Consider the following 25030-nt stretch of genomic DNA (forward strand, 5'->3'; position numbering starts at 1 on the left):
CGGACACCGAGGATCAGACAATGCTCATTCCAGGCTTCACGGCGGGCGCGCAGGCGCCGGCCGAGCTGTATACCCGTTGGTCGCCGTGGCGTGCCCTGCTGGGCGCGCTGGCTCCCCAGCACCGCACCGGCGCCGAGGCCGTGTCCGACGGCCGTGCCGAGCTGGAAGCCCAGGTCGCGGCGCTGCACCGGGTCCAGGCGGTCATCGAGTTCGCCCTCGATGGCACCATCCTGCAGGCCAATGACAACTTCCTGCAGGCGATGGGCTACCGGCTGGAGGAGATCCAGGGAAAGCATCATTCCCTGTTCGTCGATCCCGAGCAGGCGCGCAGCGCCGAGTACCGCGACTTCTGGGCGCGGCTGGGGCGTGGCGAATATGACGCTGGCCAGTACCGGCGCTTCGGCAAGGGCCAGCGCGAGATCTGGATCCAGGCCTCGTACAACCCGGTGCTGGACCGGCAGGGGCGGCCTTACAAGGTGGTCAAGTTCGCCACCGACATCACCGCGCAGAAGCTGCAGGCGGCCGACTCGGCCGGGCAGCTGGCGGCGATCGACAAGTCGCAGGCAGTGATCGAGTTCGGCATGGACGGCCGCATCCTTTCGGCCAACGACAACTTCCTGGCCGCCACCGGCTACAGCCTGGACGACGTGCGTGGCCAGCACCACTCGCTGTTCGTCGAGCCCGAGTATCGTGGCAGTGCCGAGTATCGGCAGTTCTGGGAGAAGCTGGGCCGTGGCGAATACGATGCCGGCCAGTACCGGCGCCTCGGCAAGGGCGGGCGCGAGGTCTGGATCCAGGCGTCCTACAACCCGATCCTGGATCTCAATGGAAAGCCGTTCAAGGTCGTCAAGTACGCCACCGACATCACCGCGCAGGTGCATGAGAACCAGGCCATGCAGCGCGCCGTGGCGCAGACCCGTGAAGTGGTGGCGGCCGCCAAGGAGGGCGACCTGACCCGGCGCGTGGCCACCGTCGACAAGCGCGGGCCGATCGCCGAGCTGTGCGAAGGCGTGAATTCGCTGGTCGAGGCGATGGCCGCGATCATCGGCCAGATCAAGTTCGCCGCCGACACCATCGCCGTCGGTGCCACCGAGATCGCGCAGGGCAACAGCGATCTGTCGCAGCGCACCGAGCAGCAGGCAGCCTCGCTGGAGGAGACCGCCGTGTCGATGAAGGGCCTGGCCGAGACCGTGCAGCGCACCGCGAGCAACGCACGGCAGGCCAGTCAGCTGGCCGGTGGCGCCGCCGATGTCGCTGCGCGCGGCGGCAACGTGGTGCACGAAGTGGTCGAGACCATGGCGGTGATCAACGCATCCTCGCGGCGCATCGTCGACATCATCGGCGTGATCGACGGCATCGCTTTCCAGACCAACATCCTTGCGCTGAACGCGGCGGTGGAGGCGGCGCGTGCGGGCGAACACGGGCGTGGCTTCGCCGTGGTCGCCACCGAGATCCGCGAACTGTCGCAGCGCTCGGCCAGTGCCGCCAAGGAGATCAAGCAGCTGATCGATGCGTCGGTGGCCAATGTCGGCGCCGGCACCGCGCAGGTCGAGAGCGCCGGCCGCACCATGGACGAGATCGTGCTCAACGTGCGCCGGGTCAGTGACCTGATGTCCGAGATCAGCACGGCCGCACAGCAGCAGAGCGACGACATCCAGCAGATGAACCACGCTGTCGATTTGATCGACCAGGGCACCCAGCAGAACGCTGCGCTGGTCGAGGAAGCCTCGGCCGCGGCGCGCAGCATGGAGGAGCAGTCAGCGCAGCTTCTGCAGACCGTGGCCAGCTTCCGCGTGCAGGGTGAGGCGGGGCACCTGCATGGCGCGGCGGTGCTGCGCGCGGTCTAGGCCCGGCGGTCGGAGTGCTGTTCCCCCGCCTTGTGGGTCGGGCTGATTATGCGCGGCCTGCCAGGCTACGCCGATGCTGATGGTCACATGGGCCTCAGCGGCGGGCAGGGCGGCGATGAATTCCTCGCCGCCGTCGCGGGCCAGCAGGTCATCACCGCGTTGCGGGCAGCCGTCGAGGATCGCGGCGACCGCCTGCAGGTTGTTGGCGTCCCAGCGCCCGGCGCTGATCGGATGCGTCAGGCAGATGGCGGGCGATCTGCAGCGCCATCGCCCGTTCGGAAACGTGGCCCCGGCTGGCGTGCTCGATCACGCCCGGCAGCGAGAGGTAGTGGGACCAGGCGACGGCGTCGGACGCCCGCAGGAGGGGCAATCGCGCGGGCGGTGCATGCTGGGGCATCTTCGCCAGTGTCGGCGCTCTGGCCCGGGAAAAGCAAAAGGCCAGATCATGGACCTGGCCTTTGATGCTGTGGTGCCGGTGAAAGGACTCGAACCTTCATGGGGTCACCCCCGGCTGATTTTGAGTCAGCTGCGTATACCATTCCGCCACACCGGCAGGCAGCGTACGAGTGTAACCGAGGTCGGCAGGCGATGCATAGTAGGAGGGCCTATGAGGGCGGTTCCTGTCGGCATTGGCCCCTTGATAGCTATACTCCCAGCGTGCAATTGCCTCCAGGAGCGGTAGCCGATGACAGTGTTGCAGGACCTGAGGGTGCTGGTGGTCGAGAACGACGAAATGAGCGCGGCCCTGCTGCAGATGCAGCTGGTGCATGCCGGTGCAGTCGTGGTTGGCCTCGCAGCGAGTGTGTCCGAGGCCCTGCGGCTGCTGGAGCAAAGCACTCCTGACGTGGCCCTGCTGGATTACCGCCTGGCCCGCAACGAGACCGGTGAGCCGGTGGCTGCAGCGCTTTCGGCGCGTGGCATTCCGTTCGTGCTGGCCACCGGGATGCTGGCCGAGCAGCTGCCGGCGCCGATGTTGGCCGGCCTGCTGCTGGTCAAGCCCTACCTGTCGGCTGATCTGTCACGCGCGCTGGCGCGTGCGGTGGGCCGCTCCAGCGTCAAGGCCTGAGCCGTCCGCCACGGACCGGCAGGGGGATACTGCCGACGGCTGAATGCTCGCGTCTGCGATGTTCGGCGGCAACCCCTGATCCAGGAACCCCGCCCAGGCGGGGTTCTTCAATTGCGTCCGGCGCTCAGCCCGCTTCCTCGTACACGTAACGGATCTCCTCGCGGTCATCGAGGATGCGGTACTGGCGCGCCAGGTCATCCGGTTCGGGGTTGAGCCAGGCGTCGAGGTGTTCCTTGCGGATCGGCACGACCCCGCGGTCATGCCCGGCAGCGGCGACGTCGCTGGGAGGTGCGTCGGTGATCGTGGCAAACGACAGCAGGCGGCCTTCCGGTCCTTCCCATTCCGCCCAGAGGCAGGCCAGCAGCAGGTCGCGGGGGGGATCGGGACGGAATTCGAGTACTACGTCCTGTTCCTTTTCGTCGGCACCGAGGGTGCGGCCGGCGATGGCGTGGCGGGGCACGTGCTCGTAGAACGCCTGCACCACCACTACGCCGTGGCGCAGTCCGAACGCACCCCGCCAGTAACCTTCCAGGCTGTCGCGCCGCGCATTGTAGGTGCCGGGGTAAAGCACGTCGTTGCGCGCTGGCTTGTCCGGCAGCCGGCACTGGTAGCGCATCGGCTTGATCACGCGCTGGCCGTTCTCGCTGACCATCACCGGTGCGTAGGTGCCGGGGAAAATGCGGTTGTCGCGCGGCAGCAGCTGCACCCGATGCAGGTCTTCCAGTCGGGCCTGTGCGCGCTCGATGCGGTTGCCGGCCACGCGCAGGTCGTTGCGCGCTTTCTGCGTGGGCCGGGTGCCCAGCGTGGCATGGGCAATATCGCGTCGTTCGCGTTGCCGGGCCAGTTCGGCCTCCAGGGCCTGTTGCTCCTGCGCATGCCATTGCTGGATCTTCGCCACGATGTCCCGCCCCTGTTCGGTACGCGCACCGGCGAATCCGTCATCCATCGCCTTCGGGGTCTTCGGCCGTTTTTTGCCCGGATCGTGTGCGTACAGTTCGGCGAAGTCCTCCAGCGACAGGATGGCGCCGAATTCGCGTACCAGTTTGGCGTAGTCAGCGCGGATCAGGGCGGAATAGCACATGGGACTCTGTGGGCCTGGGTCGCAGTGGCTGCGACGTGGATGCGGCAGGATAGCCCGACCCATCCGGAGATGCCGCATGAATGATCCCATCACCTGCCAGTTCCGCGAAGCCGTACCCACGGTCGAGGACTACTGCCAGTTGCGCGTGCTCGCAGGCCTCAGCGCCAAGTCCCGCGAAGCAGCCGCCCGCGCGCTGCCCAATACGCTGTTCGGCGTATGTGCCTACCAGGGCGCTGAGCTGGTGGCGATGGGCCGTATCGTCGGCGATGGCGGCTGCCACCTGCAGGTCTGTGATATCGCGGTGCTGCCGCGATTGCAGGGGCAGGGCCTGGGCAAGGAGGTGATGCGGCGGCTGGACGGCTGGATGCAGGCCAACCTGCCGCCGTCGGCGTACGTCAGCCTGCTGGCCGATGGCGAGGCGCATCGGTTGTATGCGCAGTTTGGTTTCGCACCGACTGCTCCGGCATCGATCGGGATGTATCGGCGGTTCTGAGCCGTGGGCGGGGTGAAGCCATCCACGGGCAGGGCGGTTTGATCGCAGATCGCGGGCAAAGAAAAACCCCGGCCGAAGCCGGGGTTTTCAAGAATTGGCGTCCCCACGGGGATTCGAACCCCGGTCGCCACCGTGAAAGGGTGATGTCCTAGGCCTCTAGACGATGGGGACGCACGAAAACTTCAAGTTGTAGATCCTTCGACGGCCTAATGTCGAAGTGGTGGAGCCAAGCGGGATCGAACCGCTGACCTCCTGCATGCCATGCAGGCGCTCTCCCAGCTGAGCTATGGCCCCATGAAACTCCGGATATCTGCCGGGAGCAGAGTCCGTTTTGAAACTGGCGTCCCCACGGGGATTCGAACCCCGGTCGCCACCGTGAAAGGGTGATGTCCTAGGCCTCTAGACGATGGGGACGCACGAAAAACTTCAAGTTGTAGAACTTTCGACGGCCTAATGTCGAAAGTGGTGGAGCCAAGCGGGATCGAACCGCTGACCTCCTGCATGCCATGCAGGCGCTCTCCCAGCTGAGCTATGGCCCCGTGTTACCGAGCCGCCTATCATACCTGCGTGTTCACGTTTGTGGAAGTTTTTTTTGAACTTTTTCGTCCCGGTTCAACCGTTGCCACCAAGGGCAGGGGAACCGCAACGCCACAACCTGAATGCCGGTAGGCGGTGAACAAAAAAGACCCGGTTATCGGCCGGGTCCTCGTTGTTCGTGATGAGTGGCGTCCCCACGGGGATTCGAACCCCGGTCGCCACCGTGAAAGGGTGATGTCCTAGGCCTCTAGACGATGGGGACGCAATTCTCATCAATGTTCTTTAGCGACCTTTCGGCGGCCTAATGCCGAAAGATTGGTGGAGCCAAGCGGGATCGAACCGCTGACCTCCTGCATGCCATGCAGGCGCTCTCCCAGCTGAGCTATGGCCCCACGTCGCTGAGGAGCGAAATAATAGCCTTGCCCCAGAGGGTTGGCAAGCATTTGTTGCACTTTTCTTCACGCGCGTTGCGAAGGGAACGACGATCGCACGTACTTAGTCGGCGCCGTCGGTCAGCGCCGCCAGGATTGGGCACTGATCCAGGGTGCCGTGGCCGGGGCAGGCGTCGACCAGCTGCGAGAGCGCGCTGTGCATGCGTTGCAGTTCAGCCATGCGCTGCGCGATGTCCTGCAGTCGGGCTTGCGCCGCGTCGCGCACGCTGCCCATGTCCTGCGGATGGCGATCACTGAGTGCCAGCAGTTCGGCGATTTGTTCCAGGCTGAACCCCAGCGTCTTGGCGCGGCGGATGAAGCGCAGCCGGCGCAGGTCCTGCTCACCGAAGATGCGATAGCCCCCGGCCGAGCGTGCCGCGGTGGGCAGCAACTGCTGGCGCTCGTAGTAGCGCACGGTATCGATCGGTACGCCGGCCTGGCGCGCCAGTTGACCAATGTTCATGGCGGATTCCTGCGGATGCTGCCGGTCATTCTGAAGCCTGGAGTCAGGTCCAGGGTCAAGCTCCGGTCGCGGACGGCGCATTCAGCGCACTTTGCAACTTTCTTCATAGCCCCGCCGTCGTGGCAGTTCCTACCCTGCGCCTGAACCGGCCGCTGGATGGCCTGCAACGAACCGAGGAGATGCTCTGTGGAAGGATTCAGGAACGAGGGATTCGTAGAGGTCGCGGTGGTCGAGTACCCGGGAGGGGACCCGTCGGCGGCCTCGGTGCTGACCGAAATGGCACACGTCGCCAACCGGCTTGCCCAGCAGCAGCGTCGCCCGTTCAAGCGTGTCCTGGTGACCCGCTGGGTCGTGCCAGCCAGCCAGACCGGCGTGCATCGCATTGCCGGCGCGGAGATGCTCGAGGCGGACATTCCCGCCGTGATCGCCGTGCCTGGCCAGATCAGTCAAGGCGTCTGCCTGCGCGCCGATGAGGTCCTGCTGGATTGGCTGCGCGCGCATTACGATGGCGGCAGTCTGCTGGCAGCTGCCAGCGATGGTGTCAGCATGCTGGCACGCGCGGGTCTGCTTGCCGGCCGCACCGTCAGTGGGCCGGACCTCGGGCGTCATCCGGGCCTGCAGGGACCGTCGGCCAGCTGGGTGCCCAGTGAGCGTGCGCTGGTCGACGACGGTGACCTGCTGACGGTGGCCGGTTCCCAGGCCTGGCGCTTCCTCGCCCTGCGTCTGCTGTACCGGCTGCACGGTCAGGGCGTGGCGAGCTCCGTGGCGCAGCAGCTGGGGATCACGGTGCCAGCGGCGATCCAGCAGGATCTGGAGCGTTTCAGTGCCAACTTCGCCCACGGCGATCGCGACGTACTGAAGGCGCAACGCTGGCTGCATACCACCGCTGCGCGTGGGGCCACGCTCGGAGCGATCTGCGAGGTTTCCGGACTGGAACCGCGGACTCTGCAGCGGCGCTTCCTGAAGGCCACCGGCCTGCGTCCGATCGAGTATTGCCAGCGGTTGCGTATCGCCAAGGCGCAGACATTGCTGCAGCAGGGGGCGGGTATCGATGAAGTGGCCTGGGGCGTGGGCTATGCAGACCAGAGCGCATTCCGCCGCCTGTTCCTGCGCATTGTCGGAATGACGCCGGCCAACTATCGCCGGCAGGTCAACAACAATCGGCGCGAACGACCGCTGTTGTCGTCGGTGGCGGGCAGCCTGCGCGGGCTGCAACCGGCGCCTGGCATGCAGATGCCGCGCAGCGCGGCCTAAGCCTGCGGTGGGCGTCGCACTTGCAACCTGGGCGCGACGCTTTGACCATGCAGGCAACGAGATGATGTGACAGGTGGGTTGATGTCGAGTGTTGGACCGGTGCCGATGCCGGTGGTGCTGATCCTGATGTGCGTGCTTATGGCCATGGCGGTGGCCCACCTGTGGCCGCGGCCGAAGGACGGGATGGCAGTGCCTTCCGCGGCCAGCCTGGTCCTGGACATGTTGCTGATCGGCCTGCTGTGTGGACGCATCAGCTTCGTGGCCTTGAACTTCGCGCTCTACCGTGAGGCCCCCTGGAGCATCCTGCAGATCGCCGACGGTGGGTATCACCTTGCCGTCGTGCTGGTTGCGGGCCTGGCGTGGGGCACCTGGCGGCTGCGGCTGTGGCGCGCGTTGCGTGCGCCGGTGCTGGCGGGGGCGCTGGTGGGTGTGGTGCTGTGGGCGGCGGGCAGCCACCTGCTCGCAGCATGGCAGGAGCGGCGGATGCCGCTGCCGGCGGTCCAGGTGGCCGATCTGCAGGGGCGCAGGATCGACCTGCAGCAGTTCCGTGGCAAACCGGTGGTGCTGAATCTCTGGGCCAGCTGGTGTGGTCCCTGCCGTCGCGAGATGCCGGTACTGGCATCCGCACAGCAGATCCACACTGACGTGCAGTTCGTGTTCCTCAACCAGGGAGAAACCCTGGACGAAGTGAAGGGTTTCATCGCATCCGAACAGCTCCGGCTGGGCAATGTATTGCTGGACGATACCGCCTCGGCGTCAACCGTGCTGGGTGTACAGGCCTATCCGTCGACGCTGTTCTTCGACGCCGAAGGCCGCCTGCGTGAACTGCACCTTGGCGAAATGACGGCGGCGGGTCTTGAACACAAACTGCGCCGGCTGCGGTAGCCTGCGCGGGCATCTCACTACGGAGTTCCCATGTTGTCGACTTCCCCGCGCATCGCTCCGGCGGTGCTGTTGCTGCCGGTCATGCTGGCATTGGCCGCCTGCAGCCAGGCCCAGACCCCGCCAGGCAAGGCAACGGCAGCGCCGGCAGCGAGCGCTCAGGCCCCAGCGGCCAAAGGCGAGCGCCCCGCAGTGCTGAAAGGCATCGAGAAGCACGGTTTTGAAGTCGTTGCCGAGTTCGATGCACCGGGTGGCCTGCGTGGATTCGCTGGCGTGGTGGGTGGGCAGCAACCGGCCGCAGCCTATGTCACCGCCGACGGCAAGCATGTGCTGGTAGGCAGCCTGTTCGATGCCGAGGGCAACGACGTGGCCGCCGAGGCGGTGGAGAAGCTGGTTTCAGCACCGATGTCGGCCAGGATGTGGACCAAGCTGGAGGCCAGTGCCTGGGTGCGTGACGGCAAGGCCGATGCGCCGCGCGTGGTCTATACCTTCAGTGATGCCAACTGCCCGTACTGCCACAAGTTCTGGGAAGCAGCGCGTCCGTGGGTCGATGCCGGCAAGGTGCAGTTGCGCCACATCATGGTCGGCGTGATTCGCGAGGACAGCCCGGCCAAGGCTGCGGCCATCCTGTCTGCGCGTGACCCGAGTGCGGCCTTGCTGGAAAACGAACACCAGTTCGACCGTGGTGGCATCAAGGCCCTGCCGAGCATCAGCCGCGAGATCGCCGGCAAGCTCGATGCCAACCAGGTGCTGATGATTGAAATGGGCTTCCAGGGCACGCCGGGCATCCTGTTCCAGGATGCGCAGGGCCAGGTGCAGCGTCGCGCCGGCCTGCCACAGGGCGCTGACCTGCAGACGGTGCTGGGCCCGCGCTGACCGGCACCCACGCCGTGATGCGACACCACAGGCTCGCATGGCAGCATGCGGGCCTGTGCTTTTTGTCACCTGTGCGAGTGATGCGGGCTGCGCACCTCCTGTTCGTCGTCACGTCTGAATCGTGACTGACATCAAGCATCGCGCCTTGATTCCAATCAAGGCCAAAAACGACAGGCGGATTAGCCTGTGACGCATGGAATACAGCGTCAACGCGCCAGGGATGCCGCGCCTGACACGCCCTGAACCGGGGCAGTCGGCACAGCCATTCACGACGTTCTCACTCCCTGGTTGTTACCCAGACCGCTGCGGTCGCCACCTCTCCGGCAGTGCGGCCCTGATGGCGTCGATATCGGTACGGGCGGGGCAGTGTCATCGTCCTGTTGCCTGCCATGCGCAGGCTGGCCGGTGTCGTCGACGCAGTACCCGCATTTCCAGCAACGGCAACGCAATGTCGGAGCTGCGCCTGCGCGCGCGCCGTCAGTGCGCTGCGAATGTTCGTCCAGGGAGGATGCAATGCGCTTTGCGGTACTGAGTCTGGCCTGCCTGACCGCGCTGGTGGTCACGCCAGCCTATGCGCAGCAGAATGGCCAGGAGGATGCGCACGCATTGCGCCAGGAAATCGCTGCCATGCGACAGGCACTGGAGGGCATGCAGAAGCGCCTGGATCGGCTCGAACAACGCGAGGGCGCTGTCGTGGCCGCTGCGCAGGTAACGGCGCCGGTGACACCACCTGGCAGCAGTGCCAACCTGCTGCATCCCACCCAGGTGCCGGGTGTGGCGCAACCGGTGCTGCCGCAGCGCGAATCAGTGGCCGATCCCTCAACGGCAGCCTCGCGTCCCGACAGCGCTGCTGGGCCGACCGACCCGGATCTGAAGGGCTTCTTTGCCATTCCAGGTACTGACACGGTGATCCGCATTGGCGGCTATGCCAAGCTCGATGCGATTGCCGATTCGCGTGCGGCCGGTGACGAGGATCAGTTCATCCCCTCATCGATGCCGGTGGGCGGCAGCCATCGCGATGTCTCCAATTTCAACATCCACGCCAAACAGACCCGCTTCAGCTTCGAGGCGCGGCGCCCGACCACGCACGGCAACCTGCGCTTCTACCTGGAGAATGATTTCTTCGGCAGCAGTGATGGCTACGCGTTCCGTCTGCGCCACGCGTATGGCCAGCTTGGCAATACCTATGCCGGCTACGGTTACTCCAGTTTCATGGACCCGGACAGCCTGCCCGACACGCTCGACTTCGCCGGTCCCGGCGGCGCCGGCTATCTGCTGGTGGCCGGCATCCACCACAGCTTCGCGATGGGCAAGGGCAACACCCTGACGCTGGCGGCCGAAGACCCCAGGACCGAACTGGCCGGTGCCAGTGATGAACGGGCCGCAGTGAACCGGCTGCCGGATGTGACCGTGACCGCACGCATGGAGCGCGACTGGGGCCATCTCCAGCTGGGCGCGGTGGCGCGCAGCCTGGCCTATGACGGTGACGGCGAGCGTGACCGGCGCATGGCCGGCGGCCTGCAATTCAGTGGCTCGGCATCGGTAGGCGAGCGCGATCTGTTGCTGTTCGGCGCGCTCGGCGGGCGCGGCCTCAGCCGCTACACCGCGGACCTGACCGGCTCCGGGCTGGACGCGGTGGTCGGTGCCGATGGCCGTCTCGACGCGCTGGACCTGCACGGCGGCTTCGTCGGCTACACCCATTACTGGTCCGGGTTTTGGCGTTCGAACCTGATCTTCGGCCAGTTGACCCTGGAGCGGAATGCCGCACTCGCCGCCGATGCCTTCCGGCAGAGCCGATACGGCGTGTTCAACCTGATCTGGAGCCCGGCGCCGTCGTGGACGATGGGCATGGAGCTGCTGTACGGCCGCCTGGAACAGCAGGGCGGCGCGCGCGGCGACACCGTCCGGGTGCAGGGCAGCCTGCAATACAACTTCATCAAGTAAGCGCCAGCGGCGTTACGCCAGCGCAACCGTCCCCACGCCCGGCCGCACCGGGCTCATGCCAGTACAGGAGATTGTCATGGCAGAAGCAAAGAAAATCGGGGTGGTCGGAGCCACCTTCCTCGTCGCCGGCAACATGATGGGCTCAGGCGTGTTCCTGTTGCCGTCCAGCCTGGCCAAGATCGGTACCGCATCGATCTGGGGCTGGCTGATCACCACGGCCGGTGCGCTGTTGCTGGCCTTCGTATTCGCCAAGCTGGGCAAGCTGGCGCCGAAGGCGGGCGGTCCGTATGCCTATGCGCGTGACTGGTTCGGGCCCTACATGGGCTTCCAGACCAATACCATCTACTGGTTCGCCAACTGGATCGGCAACGTTGCCATCCCGATCGCCGCGGTGGGCTATTTCAGCTACTTCTTCCCGATCCTGTCCGAGCCGCTGGTGCGCTGCATCGCGGTGCTGATCCTGGTGTGGGCGCTGAGCTTTGCCAACGTGATCGGCCCGGCCTTCGTCAGCCGTGTGCAGACGGTCACCACCAGTTTCGCGCTGGTGCCGATCCTGGGCATCGCCATCTTCGGCTGGTTCTTCTTCGATGCCGATATCTTCAAGGGCGCCTACAACGTGTCCGGTGAGTCCAACTTCGGCGCGATCTCCAGTGCCGCGGCACTGACCCTGTGGGCCTTCATCGGTGTCGAATCGGCTTCGGTCACGGCTGGCGTGGTCGAGAACCCGGAGAAGAACGTGGCCCGCGCCACCCTGGCCGGTGTGTTCCTGGCGGCCATCGCCTACATCGCCAGCTCCTCTGTGATCATGGGCATGGTGCCTAACGCGGAACTACAGGTGTCCGACGCACCGTTCGCGCTGGCGGCGGCCAAGGCGGTCGGCGGCTGGGGCGGCGCGCTGGTCAGCCTGTGCGCCTTCATCGGCGCCGCCGGCTCGCTGGGTGGCTGGATCCTGCTGACCGCGCAGAGTGCCAAGGCGGCCTCGGATGATGGCCTGTTCCCAAGCATCTTCAGCAAGACCAACAAGGACGACGTGCCGGTCAAGGGCGTGCTGATCGTGGCGGTGCTGATGACCCTGGCAGTGCTGGTGACCTCTACCTCGGAAACCGCGTCGGCCCAGTTCGACGTGATCACGTCGGCGGCCGTGGTGCTGACCCTGCTGCCCTACATCTACTCGTGCGTGGCCTGCTACTTCGTGGTCGAGCGTTCGCACACCCTGGTCCATACCGGTGCGTTCTGGACCCTCACCAGCCTGACCGTCGTGTACTGCCTGTGGGCAATCTACGGCTCGTCGGGAACCATCGTGCAGTACGCCTTCCTGTTCGTGCTGTTCATCACCGTGTTCTATCCCTTCTTCAGCGAGGAGCGCCGCCAGCAGCGGCAGCGCGCCCGCGAGGCATCGGCCATCAGCGCCCGCGCCCAGCGTTCCTGAGTTCGACAAGGAGAATCAACGTGTACTTCAAGTCCCTGGACTACCCGGTCATTGTCATCGACAACGATTACGAGTCGCCGCGCATCGGCGGCATCCTGATCCGCGCCCTGGTGGAAGAGCTGCGCAGCAACGACCAGCGGGTGCTGTGCGGGCTCAACCTGGATGATGCGCGCGCCGGAGCCCGTACCTACGTGGCGGCCTCGGCGGTGCTGATCTCGATCGATGGCAGCGAAGAGGTGGATGGCGAGTTCCAGCGCCTCACCGCCTTCCTGCGCGAGCAGAGTGCACGCCGCGCCAACCTGCCGGTGTTCCTGTACGGCGAGCGCCGCACCATCGAAAAGGTGCCGAGCAAGCTGCTCAAGTACATCCACGGCTTCATCTTCCTGTTTGAAGACACCAAGAGCTTCATCTCGCGGCAGGTGATGCGCGCGGCCGAAGACTACATGAAGAATCTCTTGCCGCCGTTCTTCAAGGCGCTGATCCATCATGCGGCCGAGTCGAACTACTCCTGGCATACGCCGGGCCATGCAGGCGGCGTGGCATTCACCAAGTCGCCGGTCGGCCGTGCGTTCCACCAGTTCTACGGTGAGAACACCCTGCGCAGCGATCTGTCGATCTCGGTGCCGGAGCTGGGCTCACTGCTGGATCACACCGGTCCGATCAAGGATGCCGAGGAAGAGGCGGCGCGCAACTTCGGTGCCGACCATACCTTCTTCGTCACCAACGGCACCTCCACCGCCAACAAGATCGTCTGGCATGGCACGGTGGCCCGCGGCGACGTGGTGTTCGTCGACCGCAACTGCCACAAGTCGCTGCTGCACGCACTGATCATGACCGGCGCGGTGCCGGTTTACTTCACCCCAAGCCGCAACGCACACGGCATCATCGGCCCGATCAGCCTGGATCAGTTCACGCCGGAGTCGCTGCAGCAGCGCATCGCCGCCAACCCGCTGGCCAGCCAGGCCTACAAGGCCGGTTCCAAGCCGCGCATTGCGGTGGTCACCAACTCGACCTACGACGGCCTGTGCTACAACGCCGAGAAGATCGCCGACGAAATCGGCAGCGCGGTCGACTTCCTGCACTTCGACGAAGCCTGGTACGCCTACGCCGCGTTCCATCCGTTCTATGAGAACCACTACGGCATGGCCAAGGGCAAGCCGCGCGAGCAGGATGCGATCATCTTCACCACGCATTCCACCCACAAGCTGCTGGCCGCGTTCTCGCAGGCGTCGATGATCCACGTACGCAACTCGGCGCAGCGCGACCTGGATGCCGAGCGCTTCAACGAGTCGTTCATGATGCACACCTCGACCAGCCCGCATTATGGGGTGATCGCGGCCTGTGACGTGGCCTCGAAGATGATGGAGGGCGAGGCCGGCCGTTCGCTGGTGCAGGAAATGCATGACGAGGCGATCGCCTTCCGCCGCGCGATGCTGCACGTGCGTGACGACCTCGGGCGCGACGACTGGTGGTTCAGTGTGTGGCAGCCGACCAAGGTCGAGCGCAGCCTGGACAAGGGCGATACGCCGGCGCCGCTGGTGGCCAAGCGCGAGGAGTGGTACCTGCAGCCGGACGCGCACTGGCACGGCTTCGAGAATCTGGTCGATGACTACGTGCTGATCGACCCGATCAAAGTGACCCTGCTGACCCCAGGCCTGACGATGGACGGCAGCATGGGCACGCTGGGCATTCCGGCGGCGGTGCTGAGCAAGTTCCTGTGGGGCCGCGGCATCACTGTGGAGAAGACCAACCTGTATTCGGTACTGTTCCTGTTCTCGATGGGCATCACCAAGGGCAAGTGGAGCACGCTGGTCACCGAGCTGATGGCCTTCAAGGAGCTGTACGACCGCAACGCGCCGCTGAGCCAGGCATTGCCGACGCTGGCGGCGGACTATCCGATTGCCTACGCCGGCTGGGGACTGCGTGACCTGTGCGATGCATTGCACGCGTTCAACCAGGAGTTCGAGGTCGCCAAGGTGATGCGCGAGATGTACGTGGATCTGCCGACGCCGGTGATGACCCCGGCCGATGCCTACAACCACCTGGTGAAGGGCGAGATCGAGCGGGTCGACATCGAGCAGCTCAGTGGTCGCGTCGCGGCGACCATGCTGGTGCCGTATCCGCCGGGCATTCCGACCATCATGCCGGGCGAGCGATTCGGCGACAGCGACGAACCGATCATCCAGTCTCTGCGTATTGCCCGTGAACAGAATGCGCGCTTCCCGGGCTTCGAGTCGGATGTGCACGGGCTCATCATCGAGCACGATGGCGATGCGACCTCGTACAAGGTGGAGGTGCTGAAGGCCTGACCGGCGACGGTCGGCCCTTCGGCGAGCGATTGATACCGCGCGCGAGCAACGCATCCTGAAGTTCTCCATCGGGGTGACCATCGCGGTGAGCGCGGTCGGCTTCATCGGTGGCCTGCTGGTGGGATCGCAGGCGATCCTGTTCGACGGCGTGTACAGCCTGGTCGACGTTGCCTTGACCCTGGTGTCGTTGTCGGTACTGCGGCTGGTGGCGCGGGAGCAGAGCCCGCGCTTCCAGTACGGCTATTGGCACCTGGAGCCGATGGTCGAGGCACTCGGCGGCGTGATCCTGTCGCTGGCCTGCGTGTATGCGCTGGCCAACGCGGTCATTGGCTTGACCACGGGCGGGCACGAGGTGAAATTCGGGCCCGCGCTGTGGTGGGCGGCGCTGCTGAGTGCCAGCAACCTGGCAATGGCGACGTTCGTCGCGCAGCGTGCGCGGCGCCTGCGCTCGGCGCTGTTGTGGCTGGATGTAAGAGGCTGGTTGCTGGGTGGGTTGATGAGCCTGGCGGTGGTGCTGGCCTTCGTGCTGGCCCTGGTCCTGCATGGCGGCAAGTGGCACCACTGGGTCCCGTACCTGGATTCGATCGTGCTGGCGTTGATCAGCCTGGCGGTACTGCCAGTGCCGGCGCGCAGTGCATGGAAGGCCATGCGCGAAGTGCTGCAGGTGGCGCCGGATGACCTGGACCGGCGCGTGCAGCAGGTGATGCAGGCGTTCGTGTCCGAGCGTGGCTATGCCGGTTTCACCAGCCACGTGGCGAAGATGGGGCGGATGCGCTTCATCGAGATCCATGTGCTGGCAGACCCCGGTACGCCATTGGGCTCGGTGGGCGAGGTCGATGCGATGCGCGATGAGATCGCCGTGCGGCTGGATGCGCGGGGCAGCACGTTCTGGTTGACCATCGATTTCACTGCGGATCCGGCGTGGACGTAGCCCTGCCTCCTTCGCGCCGGGGCCTCGCCCGGCCAGGTTCTGTTCCCCTGTAGGGCCGAGCCCATGCTCGGCTGCCGTTCGCATGGAGCAGCCGAGCATGGGCCCGGCGATACAGCACGCCGCGATCGTTGCACACGGCGGACTGCTCTGTTGCGCCGGATGTGTTTGACCTGAACCTGGGTTGAGGTTTCAGACTGCAGCACAGTTCCACAACGCCTAGCGCAGGTAGTACTCCACCGGCACCACCAGTTCCTGTGGTGCCTTCAGTTCATCGGGAATGGGCGGTAGTGGCTGCGCGCGGCGGAAGGTCTGCAGTGCGGCGCCGTCAAGCATCGGTTGGCCACTGGACTGCTCCAAGCGCAGGGTCAGCAGGCGTCCCTCGCGATTGATGCTGGCCCTGACCCAGGCAGTGCCCTGCTGGCGCCGTGCGCGGGCCGCAGCAGGGTAGTAGCGATAGCGCTCCAGCCGCGCCATCAGGCGGGCTTCCCACTGGTCGCTGGCGGCGCCGGCCTGGAAGTCCGCCGGTGGGGCGTCGGGAGCGGGCGGCGCGGCCGTGACCGATGCCGGTGCGGGACTTGCATCGGTCGCGGCCGCAGGCGGGGCGACCGGCAGGGCTTGCCGGCCAGCGCCACCGCGTTCGCTGGCGGCTACCTCGCCCTCGCGTGCGGCGGTGGGTTTCGGTGGAGGGGGCGACTTCGTGGGTTGGGATGCGCGGGCCCGCTGCGCCTGGCTGGGGGTGTCGGCCTGGCGTTCTTCCAGTGGCTGCGGCGGCGTTGCCGGTGCCAGCAGGCGCAGGCTGATACGCACGTCCTTCTCCGGCGGCGGCGGCAATGGCGGCGCGGCCACCCAGTGCACCAACAGCAGCAGGGGCAACAGGTGAAGCCCGATGCTGATGGCGATCGCCTGCCAGTGTTGGCCGCGCTCACTCATCGTCCAGCACCCATAGCAGGTCGGCGTCGGCCGCCTCGACGGATTCACCGGGCGAGGCCAGTGCAATCACCAGCGCCGGTGTGTCCGCTGGCAGGTAGCCCGGCACGCCGGTACCGCGCAGTACATGCCAGCGACCGGCCAACAGCAGCGAAGGTGCCGGTGCCTCGGTCATTACCTGTGCCATGCGCGTGTCGCGGGACTGTTGCACGGCCAGCATCCCTTCCAGCATCGGTGCTGCGTCCGCATGCTGGGCCAGCACCACGGCCGACAGGCGGTGCCGGGCGGTGGGCATCGGGAACCGTACCGACCTGTCGGAAGCGAGCAACGCATTGACCTCGGCACGCGACAGGTTGCCGCCGAGCAGGGGAATGCCGGTAGCGGTGGCGTCCTGTACCAGCCCGCCATAGGCCACCCACGGCCAGCGTGTATCCCAGCCCAGCAGCTCCTGCAGGCGCGCTCCGTCGGCATGGTTGCCGTTGGCCAGCCAGCGTTGCACCCGCTGCAGGCGCGGCTGGCGTTCGCTGGCAATCATCTCCAGCACCAGCGCGCCTTGTGGACGCTGCTGCTGAAGCGCGTGCAGCAGCCAGCGCTGGGCGGTGTGGTCACCGGCCAGATCGTGGCGTTCGCCCAGCAGCACTCGCGGGGCATTCGCTGCGCGCTTCACGAATGCGGCTTCGTCCAGGGGCTGGCCATTGGCCAGGTCGATCACCGTGCCGGGCATCGGCTGCGCGTTGACCATTGCGGCCAGCGCAAGCAGGTACAGCGGCAGCCAGCGACGGCTAGAACGCCACGTTGACGCCCATCGAGACGGTGCGGCCACGGCCGTTGCCGCGGTCCAGGATCGGGCTGAAGATGCTGTCGATCGAGGCATTGTTGTCATAGGCTTTGTTCTGCAGGTTTTCGATGTTCAGCCACAGGGTGGTGTTGGGCTGGGGCTTGAAGCTGGCGTAGAAGTCGAGGAGTACACCGGTGCCACCGGTCTTGCGGGTCTGGAAGAAGTCGTAGCCTTCTTCGGTAGGCCCGGAGTATTCGGCACGCAGTCCGGCCTGCACGCGCTGCTGCCACCAGCGGCCGCCCACGTCCAGCGTCCAGTAGCGGTCGGGCAGGGCGGTGATGTCTTCCAGGTTGACGAATTCGATGGCGGGTGCGCTGGTGTGCGAGCGGGTCCAGCTCAGCGTCGCGTGGTAGTGCGCGCTGGCGTAGTGCGCTTCCAGCTCGATACCGCGCATGCGCACCACGCCCGGGTGGTTCATCCAGCGCGTGGTGGTGCTGAAGTCGTCCACGTCCAGTGCGTCGGTCCAGGCAGTGAGCTGCGGATCGCTGTCGATCGGTACCATGGCTGGCTCCACTTCCGGTGGATGCACGATCAGCAGGTATTGCGGCTTGATGTAGTCGCGGATGCGGTTGTCGAAGCGGGTGACCCGCAGCTGGGCCAGGTCACCGTCGACCAGCAGGGAGTCGGTGCTGAGGTTGGCGCCGAACTGCAGGTTGCGCGAGCGCTCGCGGCGCAGGAATGGGTTGGCGCCGACGCCATCGGCATCGCTGATGCCTTCCAGTGGGATCTTCTCGAAGAACATCTCCTGGACGCGTGGCGGCCGCGAGGTGCGCGAGACTTCAGCGAACAGTTGCAGCCAGTCGGTGGCCTGCCATGAAACCGCCAGGCTGGGGCTGAGCGCGTGCTGGGTGCGGCGCACGTCGATGCCGCCGCCATTGATCTCCGCGCACTGGCCGGGGACATCCGAGCACACCGGGATGTGGCCACGGATGCCGAAGCGGTCCTGGCGCAGGCCTGCGGTCAGCGCGTAGACGTCGTACTGCAGTTCCAGCGTGTTGAACACGCTGTCCAGCTGGCTGCGGCCCTGCGGGTTGGCGCCGCGCAGGGTGGGGGTGTCGGCCACATGGATATCCGACTGGTGCTTGATGCCGGTGTTCCAGCGGGCCTGCAGCGCGCCGATATCGAAGCGGCTGGTGTTGTCGAGGGTCCAGCTGCTCAGGCTGCTGTGGGTGCGGCGACCGATGTAGCTGGAATCCTCCACGGGCGGATAGAACAGCCGGGTCTTGTTGCTGGCAAAGGTCGCGCGCAGGTCGATCCACGGCGAATAGGGCGTGTAGTGGTAGCTGGCGCGCTGGTTGCGTGCGGAAATCTGCCACGGGTAGTTGTGGTAGAAGTCGTTTTCGTAATGCATGTGGCTCAGGTCCAGCCGATGCTGGTCGCTCGGCTGCAGGCGTGCTTTCAGCAGCCAGCTGCTGGGCTGCTGGCTGCCCGGGTCGGCGTCGTTCTTCTGCCCCCGCGCGGTGGCGTATTCGCTGCTGCGGCTGCTGCTGGCAGCGGCCAGCAGGCCGAACTGGCGATCACCGCCGTCCTCGCTGTGGCGCCAGGCGCCGGCGAAGGTGCGTCCATTGCCGTAGCCGTTGTTGCCGTGGCGGTAGCCTGCACGCAGGCCCCAGTCACGGTCTTCACCGAGCAGGTCACCGATATCCAGCGTGCGGAAATTGGCACTGCCGGCCAGCGTGCCTGCGCCATCACCACCGGCGACCGCACCGCGTTGCACGTCCACGCCGGCCAGCAGGAACGGGTCGACGTAGGCGAACGGCCCCCCGGAGCCATGGCCCGCGTTGTTGCGGAAGGTCTGGGTGACACCATCGATCATGGTGTTGACCCGCCCGGCGCCGGTCATGCCGCGGATGTTGACCTGCAGGCCGGGCTGGCTCCGCGAATGGAAGCTGTGGGTGCCGGGCATCGAGCGCAGCAGGCTGTTGCCGTCCTGGCGCTCGGCCATGGCTACGCGTTCGCTGCCGACGGAGGGCGCGAAGCCATCGCCGGTGGCCGGTACATATTGGCTGGCGCCGGCACCCGGTGCCGGGCCGTGCGCGGTATCGCCCTGTACGCGCAGCGGGCCGGTTCGACGGCTGCCGTCGGTGGGTTCGGCCGGCGCCGGTTCCAGCGTTGCACGGCGTGTGTCGATGAAGCGGGGGCGCAGGCCGCTGCCGACCAGCAGGCGCGACAGCGCCTGCGCATCATCGAACTGTCCGCGCAGCGCCGGTGCCGTCTGGCCACTCGGCAATGCCGCCCCAATCACCAGATCGACACCGGTCAGCCGGCTGTACGCATCCAGCGCGCTGGCCAGCGGTTGTGCAGGAAGATCGAAGTGGCGCGTGACGGTCTGCGCGTGCGCGCTGGCCGACAACAGTGGAAGCGGAATGGCGCAGGCCAGTGACAGGGCGAGGACAAGGGGGCGGTGAAACGGCATCGGGAGCTCCAGGGGCTGACGCAGCGCGTCGTCATCCTGGGTAGACGCAGCGGCAGGGCCGATGTCAGGGTGCATCGCGATGTCCCTTGCGTGGCGGCAGCCACACCTGCACGCCCGCGCCCAGGCGGAGCACGCGCACACGCAGCTGTGTGGCCAGCTGGTCGCGGCTGCGCGCCGCGCCGTCGGCGCTGCCGAGCAGGGTGACCGGCTGCTGGCGCAGCTGTGCGCCGATGATCCAGGTGTGGCCGCCATGCCAGCGATCCAGGCCCTGGGTGACCTCGGTCAAGGGTGCGGAGACCCAGTGCAGGCGCCGCTCGCGCCAGGCCAGGGCAGCCCCCTCCGCTGGAAGCAGCGTGGCGGATGCCTTCGCGTCGAATCGCATCTGCTGCCCTTCGGATGCTTGGCGGGTGCTGCTGCCGGACACCACGTTGACGCGGTGCTCGGTGACCGTGACCACGCTGTCGCCGCGCAGTACCGCCAGATCGAACGCGGTGCCCAACGCGGTGACGGTACCGTGCGGGGTATGCACCTGGAACGGTCGCGCAGCGTCGGCGCTGACCTGGAACCAGGCCTGGCCGCGCTCCAGCTGCAGCTGTCGGCGCTGTGCATCGATGCGGACATGGACTTCGCTGCCGGGCGAGAGCAGTACGCGCGAGCCATCCGGCAGTACTTCTTCGCGGATCTCGCCTGCCGCCGTCCGCATCGTCTGCGCGGCCGGTGGCGCGGCTTGGTGGGTATACAGGCCGAACGCACAGAGCAGCAGCACGGCCGTACCGGCGTCGCACAGGCGCCGGCGCTGCCGCCGGAGCTGGTGCCGCTGCAGGCTGGGTGTTGCATCACCGGCCAGCCAGAGCGCCTGCAGGTGCTGGTACTGCGCGGCGTGGCGCGCATCGGCGTGGTACCACTGGCTGAACGCACGCTCGTCACGGCCGCCGTCGCGGCCGTCCAGCCACCAGCGTGCGGCCTCGCGCGCGATCGCCTCCTGGCTCATGCGCCGGGTACCTGCTGCAGCGCGACCAGCGCACGCAGCAGATGGCCGTGCGCGGTCTGCCGGCTGATCCCCAGCTGTCGGCCGATCTCTACCAGTGCCATCTGCTCCACCCGTGCCAGCAGGAACACCTGGCGCGACCGGGGCGGCAAGGCGGCAATGACCGCGTCGAGGTGGCGCAGCTGTTCGGCATCGAGCAGGCGCTGCTCCGGAAGGGGCGAAGGATCAGCGATGGCGAGCAGCTGCGCGTCATCCAGAGCGTCTTCGCGCCGGCGTTGGCGTTGCCGGTAATGATCGGCGATCAGGTTGTGGGCGACGCGGTACAGGTAGGCGCGGCCATTGCTCAGCAGGCCACTGGCGGCGATTCTGACGACGCGCAGCCAGGTTTCCTGGACGACGTCATCGGCGTCGCTGCGTTGCGGGAGTTTACGGCGGACATGGGCGTGCAGCGGCCGGTAGTGGGCCGCGCACAGCTGCGCGACATCCGTCGGTTCGACAGGCGTGGACACGGGGCGGGCGACAACTGGGAAAGGGAACAGCCCGCGGCGGCAAGGGCAGCGGCTGCACCTTACAGCAAAAGAGAATCATTTGCATCCATGAGCGCAAGGCGCGGCATGCATGGCCGACTGCGAGGTCAGCGCGGACGATAATCGCAGTGGATCTGCAGGGCTTCGGTGGGGTTGCGATGCAGCTCGAAACCGCAGTGCTGGAGGCTGCGCTTCACCCGGGCGATCGCTTCGGCATGGCGGGCGGTGCGACGATGCTGCCAGCGCGGCGGGGTGAACACGCCCAGTGGCAGCAGCCGTAGCCGCTTGCCGTGCAATACCACTGAGACATCGATATGACGGCCATCGATGTCGTGGCCGTTGGCGCCGAAGATGGCATCGACTTCATCATGGCGCTGCGGATAGCATGCGCGGAACACTGCGATGCCGAGCCAACGCACGCCACGACGGAAGCTGCCGAGCCGGCTGTGGCTGGGTTCGAAGCCGCGCGTGACGAGCAGGCGCAGCCCGGCAGGCAGCAATGCCTGCGCGTCGAGCAGGCGTTGCAGTACCTCTTCTTCCAGCTGGATGCGGGTGGAGGGCCAGCGCGGTGCGATGAGCAGTCCGTGGTGGCGGCCGCGTTGCAGGGTCAGCATGGGTCAAGCCTCGCATGCGGGCGAACAGCCGGGGGTAGTGCCGGCAAATCTGTTCCCCGTCGGGTGCCGGCCAGCGGCCGGCACTACCGTGATGATCGTCAGAGGTCGCGGTACAGGATCTGCGAAGCCAGTACGCGCAGGCCATCGGCATTGCTGGACAGGATGCGCTCTTCGCTGATGCCTTTCTGCCGTTTCAGCTGGAAGCCCTGGGCTGCAGGCAGCTGCGCGGCGATGCTGTCCATGCGCTGCAGGGCATCAGGCCCGCTGCAGTCGAAGTGGCCCCAGTAGGCGCCATCGCGGTGAATCTGCAATCGGTAGTTCATCGCGGTAGCTCCGGCAGGTCCTGCAGCCAATGGTCGAACATCGCGGTGGCGGCCGCGGCCAGTGGCGCGCCATAGCGACGCGCCTGCGTGCGCAGGTCGTTCGGATCGATGCCGGCCTGCGCCAGTTCCAGGGTGTGACCGATCAGCCAGCGCTCGAACTGGCGCGCGTCCAGCTCCGGATGGCATTGCAGTGCCAACGCATGGTTACCGATGGCAAAGGCCTGGTGGCGGCAGGCCGGCGTGCTGGCCAGGCGGCGTGCACCCGCCGGGAGTTCGAACGCCTCGCCATGCCAATGCAGTACCGGAATGCCCTGCAGGGCCTGCAGTGGCGAGCGCTGGCCGTCATCGGTGAGCAGCAGTGGCGCAAAGCCGATCTCCTTGCCACCACTGGCGGCGACGTCGGCACCGAGTGCACGCGCCATCAGCTGCGCGCCCAGGCAGATGCCCAGCGTGGGCCGCTGCTGCTGCAGCCGACATTGCAGCAGCGCGATGCTGTCATCGAGGAAGGGATAGAGATCAACGTCGTTGACGCTGACCGGACCGCCCAGCACCACCAGCAGGTCGGCGGCTTCGGCCGGATCGAGGGCGTCGACACCGGCTTGCAGCACCTGCAGCTGCCAGCCCTGTGCCATCAGCAGAGGCTGCAGGGTGCCGAGGTCTTCAAAGGCGACGTGTTGCAGGACGACTGCGTGCTTCATGCCAGGGCTCCATTGCTGGGCCAGTAGAAACTGTCCGGGGTGGCGCGTGCGCCGAAGATGGCCTGCCCGACGCGGACCACGGTGGCACCTTCCTCGATGGCCACTTCGAAGTCACCGGACATGCCCATCGACAGCTGCGACAGGTCGATGCCGGGAGGTGCAGTGCGCTGCAGCTGGTCGCGCAGTTCGCGCAGGCGCACGAAGCAGGCACGCACGCGCTCGACCTCGGGGGTGAAGATGGCCAGCGTCATCAGGCCGCGTACGTGCAGGCGGTCGAACGCTGGAAGCTGCTGCACAAAGGCCTCGACGGCAGCGGGTTCCAGACCGTACTTGCTGGGTTCGGCGGAGGTGTTGACCTGTACGAACACATCGAGCGTGCGGTCTTCCAGCTGCAGGCGCTGCTGCAGCGCTTCGGCCACGCGCAGGCTGTCAAGCGCCTGGAACTCGCTGGCGAAGCGCGCCACGTAGCGCGCCTTGTTGGTCTGCAGATGCCCGATCACCGACCAGTGCACGCCCAGATCGGCCATCGTCTCGGCCTTGCGCTGCGCCTCCTGCACCTTGTTCTCGCCCAGCTCGCGGCAACCGGCGGCCACCGCCATGCGGATGCGGGCGTCATCGACGGTCTTGCTGACCGGCAGCAGGCGCACGCTGGCCGGGTCCCGGCCGACGCGGGCGCAGGCAGCGGCGATGCGTTGGCGCACCGTGACCAGGTTGGCGGCGATCTGTTCAACGGACTGGGCGATGGGCCAGCCGGCGGCGGCAAGGGGCATGCGGGCACCTCCAATGCAGGATGGCCAGGGTGGGATACACTGGCACAGGACAAGAATTATTTTGGCATAGGACAAAATGAAAATCACCGGGCATAGCGCCGAGTCGATCTTCGACAGCATCCGTGATGGCATCGGCAAGGGCCGCCTGCCGGCGGGCAGCGTGCTGCCGCCGGTGCGCGAACTGGCCGATCAGCTGGGGGTCAATCGCAACACCGTGGCTGCTGCCTACAAGCGACTGGATGCGGCCGGCCTGGCCAGTACCGCGGGCCGACGCGGCACGGTGGTGCGTGGCCTGCCGCCGACGCTGGCGCGCGAGGGCAGTACGCCGGGGTTGGCGCTGCAGGACCTGGCCGGTGGCAACCCGGATCCTCGCCTGCTGCCCAGCCTGCGCCTGGCCCCGGCGGCGCCACGGCTGTATGGCGTGGGCACGGTCGACCCGAGGTTGCAGGCGTTGGCACGCGCCTCGCTGGATGCGGATTGCCCCGAGGGGTACGCGCTGGAGCTGACCCATGGCGCGGTCGATGGCATCGAGCGCCTGTTGGCGGCATGGCTGCTGCCGGGCGATCGCATCGCGGTGGAGGATCCATGCTTCCTCGGCAGCCTCAATGTGCTCAATGCCGTGGGCCATGCGCCGTTGCCGGTGACGGTGGATGCGCATGGCATGCAGGTTGAATCGCTGCGACAGGCGCTGGAGGCCGGTGCACGCGCGGTGCTGCTGACCCCGCGTGCGCACAACCCGACCGGGGCCAGCCTGGATGCGAAGCGGGCACGGGCGTTGCGCCAGCTGCTGGCGGCCTACCCGCAGGTGGCGGTGCTGATCGATGACCACTACGCACTGCTCTCGCAGCAGGCCTACCACTCGGTACTGCCGGTGGATGGCCGGCGCTGGGCGCTGCTGCGTTCGCTGTCCAAGCCGCTTGGCCCCGACCTGCGCCTGGCCTGGCTGGCCTGTGATGACGAGACCGCGATGCGGTTGCGGTTGCGGTTGGCGTCCGGCATCGGTTGGGTCAGTCATCTGTTGCAGGATGCCGCCACTTCGGTGCTGGCCTCGGCGCCGCAGCGGGCGAAGATCGCCTCGGCAGGCGAGCGGTACCAGCAGCGCCTGCAGTCGCTACAGGAACTGCTGCGCGCGCGTGGCGTGCCGACGCCGTTGCCGATGGAGGGATTGAACCTGTGGCTGCCGTTGCCGGCCGACAGCCATCCACAGGTACTGGCGCTGGCTGCGCGCGGATGGCATGTGCGTGCTGGCGAAGTGTTTGCGGTGGCTGCACCAGGGCATGGCCTGCGCATCACCTGCGCGGCGCTGGGGTCGGCGCAGCTGCGGCAGCTGGCCGATGACCTGGCGGCGGTGTGTGGGGTATAGCGCCCAGCCATGCTAGACGCTAC

General features: G+C 66.7%; 22 protein-coding genes, 7 tRNA genes and 1 pseudogene. 11 read left to right on the plus strand and 19 right to left on the minus strand.

All coding sequences use genetic code 11. The annotated features are described in order from the left end of the window. Window positions 1-20: 20 nt before the first annotated feature. Window positions 21-1847, plus strand: coding sequence for a methyl-accepting chemotaxis protein (locus AC2A1N_RS18225; protein WP_242892383.1), 1827 nt, complete (start codon window positions 21-23; stop codon window positions 1845-1847). Between the two features lie 27 nt (window positions 1848-1874). Here AC2A1N_RS18225 and AC2A1N_RS18230 read toward each other — a convergent pair. Both AC2A1N_RS18230 and AC2A1N_RS18235 read right to left on the minus strand, forming a co-directional pair. Next, window positions 1875-2045: pseudogene (locus tag AC2A1N_RS18230) on the minus strand (GGDEF domain-containing protein); the annotation flags it as partial. A 269-nt stretch (window positions 2046-2314) separates the two neighbouring features. Next, a tRNA-Leu gene (locus tag AC2A1N_RS18235) sits at window positions 2315-2400 on the minus strand. 132 nt (window positions 2401-2532) lie between these two features. On the opposite strand from AC2A1N_RS18235, the gene AC2A1N_RS18240 reads away from it, so the two are divergent. Then, window positions 2533-2913, plus strand: a complete 381-nt coding sequence (locus AC2A1N_RS18240) for a response regulator (protein ID WP_484373073.1) — start codon at window positions 2533-2535, stop codon at window positions 2911-2913. A gap of 124 nt (window positions 2914-3037) precedes the next feature. Here AC2A1N_RS18240 and AC2A1N_RS18245 read toward each other — a convergent pair whose 3' ends face one another. Further along, the gene (locus AC2A1N_RS18245; protein WP_061479070.1) at window positions 3038-3994 is read right to left on the minus strand and encodes an SOS response-associated peptidase family protein; all 957 of its coding nucleotides are present in this window, start codon (window positions 3992-3994) and stop codon (window positions 3038-3040) included. A gap of 76 nt (window positions 3995-4070) precedes the next feature. Between AC2A1N_RS18245 and AC2A1N_RS18250 the strand changes: the two genes are divergently transcribed. Further along, complete coding sequence (locus tag AC2A1N_RS18250) at window positions 4071-4487, plus strand: GNAT family N-acetyltransferase (RefSeq protein ID WP_061479071.1); 417 nt, start codon at window positions 4071-4073, stop codon at window positions 4485-4487. A gap of 95 nt (window positions 4488-4582) precedes the next feature. On the opposite strand, the gene AC2A1N_RS18255 is transcribed toward AC2A1N_RS18250, so the two are convergent. From AC2A1N_RS18255 to AC2A1N_RS18285, 7 genes are all read right to left on the minus strand, one after another. After that, a tRNA-Glu gene (locus AC2A1N_RS18255) sits at window positions 4583-4658 on the minus strand. A gap of 47 nt (window positions 4659-4705) precedes the next feature. Further along, a tRNA-Ala gene (locus tag AC2A1N_RS18260) sits at window positions 4706-4781 on the minus strand. Between the two features lie 44 nt (window positions 4782-4825). Next, window positions 4826-4901 (minus strand) — tRNA-Glu (locus AC2A1N_RS18265). A 49-nt stretch (window positions 4902-4950) separates the two neighbouring features. Then, window positions 4951-5026 (minus strand) — tRNA-Ala (locus AC2A1N_RS18270). Between the two features lie 184 nt (window positions 5027-5210). After that, a tRNA-Glu gene (locus AC2A1N_RS18275) sits at window positions 5211-5286 on the minus strand. A gap of 54 nt (window positions 5287-5340) precedes the next feature. Then, window positions 5341-5416, minus strand: a tRNA-Ala gene (locus AC2A1N_RS18280). A 103-nt stretch (window positions 5417-5519) separates the two neighbouring features. Beyond that, a complete protein-coding gene (locus tag AC2A1N_RS18285) occupies window positions 5520-5918 on the minus strand; it encodes a heavy metal-responsive transcriptional regulator (RefSeq protein ID WP_049415383.1) in 399 nt (132 codons plus the stop codon). Window positions 5919-6104: 186 nt separating this feature from the next. On the opposite strand from AC2A1N_RS18285, the gene AC2A1N_RS18290 reads away from it, so the two are divergent. The 7 genes from AC2A1N_RS18290 (at window position 6105) to AC2A1N_RS18320 (ending at window position 15543) form a co-directional block, all read left to right on the plus strand. Beyond that, window positions 6105-7172, plus strand: coding sequence for a GlxA family transcriptional regulator (locus AC2A1N_RS18290; protein ID WP_061479072.1), 1068 nt, complete (start codon window positions 6105-6107; stop codon window positions 7170-7172). Between the two features lie 81 nt (window positions 7173-7253). Continuing rightward, entirely contained in the window at window positions 7254-8057 is an 804-nt protein-coding gene (locus tag AC2A1N_RS18295; RefSeq protein WP_061479073.1) for a TlpA disulfide reductase family protein, read from the plus strand. A gap of 30 nt (window positions 8058-8087) precedes the next feature. Next, window positions 8088-8930 carry a thiol:disulfide interchange protein DsbG gene (gene dsbG, locus AC2A1N_RS18300; RefSeq protein WP_061479074.1) on the plus strand — a complete coding sequence of 281 codons (843 nt, stop codon included), beginning with the start codon at window positions 8088-8090 and terminating at the stop codon, window positions 8928-8930. Between the two features lie 513 nt (window positions 8931-9443). Next, complete coding sequence (locus tag AC2A1N_RS18305) at window positions 9444-10874, plus strand: DcaP family trimeric outer membrane transporter (RefSeq protein ID WP_061479075.1); 1431 nt, start codon at window positions 9444-9446, stop codon at window positions 10872-10874. Between the two features lie 76 nt (window positions 10875-10950). Further along, window positions 10951-12303, plus strand: coding sequence for an arginine/agmatine antiporter (gene adiC / locus AC2A1N_RS18310; protein WP_069138251.1), 1353 nt, complete (start codon window positions 10951-10953; stop codon window positions 12301-12303). A gap of 20 nt (window positions 12304-12323) precedes the next feature. Beyond that, window positions 12324-14612: an Orn/Lys/Arg family decarboxylase gene (locus AC2A1N_RS18315; RefSeq protein ID WP_484373078.1), complete on the plus strand. Its 2289-nt coding sequence runs from the start codon at window positions 12324-12326 to the stop codon at window positions 14610-14612. Window positions 14613-14640: 28 nt separating this feature from the next. Beyond that, window positions 14641-15543 carry a cation diffusion facilitator family transporter gene (locus AC2A1N_RS18320; protein ID WP_065178510.1) on the plus strand — a complete coding sequence of 301 codons (903 nt, stop codon included), beginning with the start codon at window positions 14641-14643 and terminating at the stop codon, window positions 15541-15543. A 216-nt stretch (window positions 15544-15759) separates the two neighbouring features. Here the strand turns inward: AC2A1N_RS18320 and AC2A1N_RS18325 are convergent, their stop codons facing one another. From AC2A1N_RS18325 to AC2A1N_RS18365, 9 genes are all read right to left on the minus strand, one after another. Beyond that, on the minus strand, window positions 15760-16473 hold the full coding sequence (locus AC2A1N_RS18325; protein ID WP_242892375.1) for an energy transducer TonB family protein: 714 nt from the start codon (window positions 16471-16473) through the stop codon (window positions 15760-15762). Next, window positions 16466-17212 (minus strand): ChaN family lipoprotein, encoded by a 747-nt coding sequence (locus AC2A1N_RS18330; protein WP_484373416.1) that lies wholly within the window; start codon window positions 17210-17212, stop codon window positions 16466-16468. Before AC2A1N_RS18330 ends, AC2A1N_RS18325 begins: the two co-directional genes overlap by 8 nt. 40 nt (window positions 17213-17252) lie before the next feature. Continuing rightward, on the minus strand, window positions 17253-19724 hold the full coding sequence (locus tag AC2A1N_RS18335; protein WP_484373080.1) for a TonB-dependent receptor: 2472 nt from the start codon (window positions 19722-19724) through the stop codon (window positions 17253-17255). 64 nt (window positions 19725-19788) lie between these two features. Beyond that, a complete protein-coding gene (locus AC2A1N_RS18340) occupies window positions 19789-20715 on the minus strand; it encodes a FecR family protein (protein ID WP_484373082.1) in 927 nt (308 codons plus the stop codon). After that, complete coding sequence (locus tag AC2A1N_RS18345) at window positions 20712-21221, minus strand: RNA polymerase sigma factor (protein ID WP_061479083.1); 510 nt, start codon at window positions 21219-21221, stop codon at window positions 20712-20714. The genes AC2A1N_RS18340 and AC2A1N_RS18345 overlap by 4 nt, the downstream gene beginning before the upstream one ends. A 125-nt stretch (window positions 21222-21346) precedes the next feature. After that, a complete protein-coding gene (locus AC2A1N_RS18350; protein WP_061479084.1) occupies window positions 21347-21853 on the minus strand; it encodes a hypothetical protein in 507 nt (168 codons plus the stop codon). Window positions 21854-21951: 98 nt separating this feature from the next. Continuing rightward, a complete protein-coding gene (locus AC2A1N_RS18355) occupies window positions 21952-22176 on the minus strand; it encodes a hypothetical protein (protein WP_061479085.1) in 225 nt (74 codons plus the stop codon). Further along, entirely contained in the window at window positions 22173-22874 is a 702-nt protein-coding gene (locus tag AC2A1N_RS18360) for a glutamine amidotransferase (protein ID WP_049414238.1), read from the minus strand. Before AC2A1N_RS18360 ends, AC2A1N_RS18355 begins: the two co-directional genes overlap by 4 nt. Then, window positions 22871-23644 (minus strand): YggS family pyridoxal phosphate-dependent enzyme, encoded by a 774-nt coding sequence (locus AC2A1N_RS18365; RefSeq protein WP_484373085.1) that lies wholly within the window; start codon window positions 23642-23644, stop codon window positions 22871-22873. Before AC2A1N_RS18365 ends, AC2A1N_RS18360 begins: the two co-directional genes overlap by 4 nt. A 76-nt stretch (window positions 23645-23720) precedes the next feature. Between AC2A1N_RS18365 and ptsJ the strand changes: the two genes are divergently transcribed. Further along, entirely contained in the window at window positions 23721-25007 is a 1287-nt protein-coding gene (gene ptsJ, locus AC2A1N_RS18370; RefSeq protein WP_484373087.1) for a MocR-like B6 salvage transcription factor PtsJ, read from the plus strand. Window positions 25008-25030 lie beyond the last annotated feature (23 nt).

The sequence above is a fragment of the Stenotrophomonas maltophilia group sp. SKK55 genome (assembly GCF_057179845.1).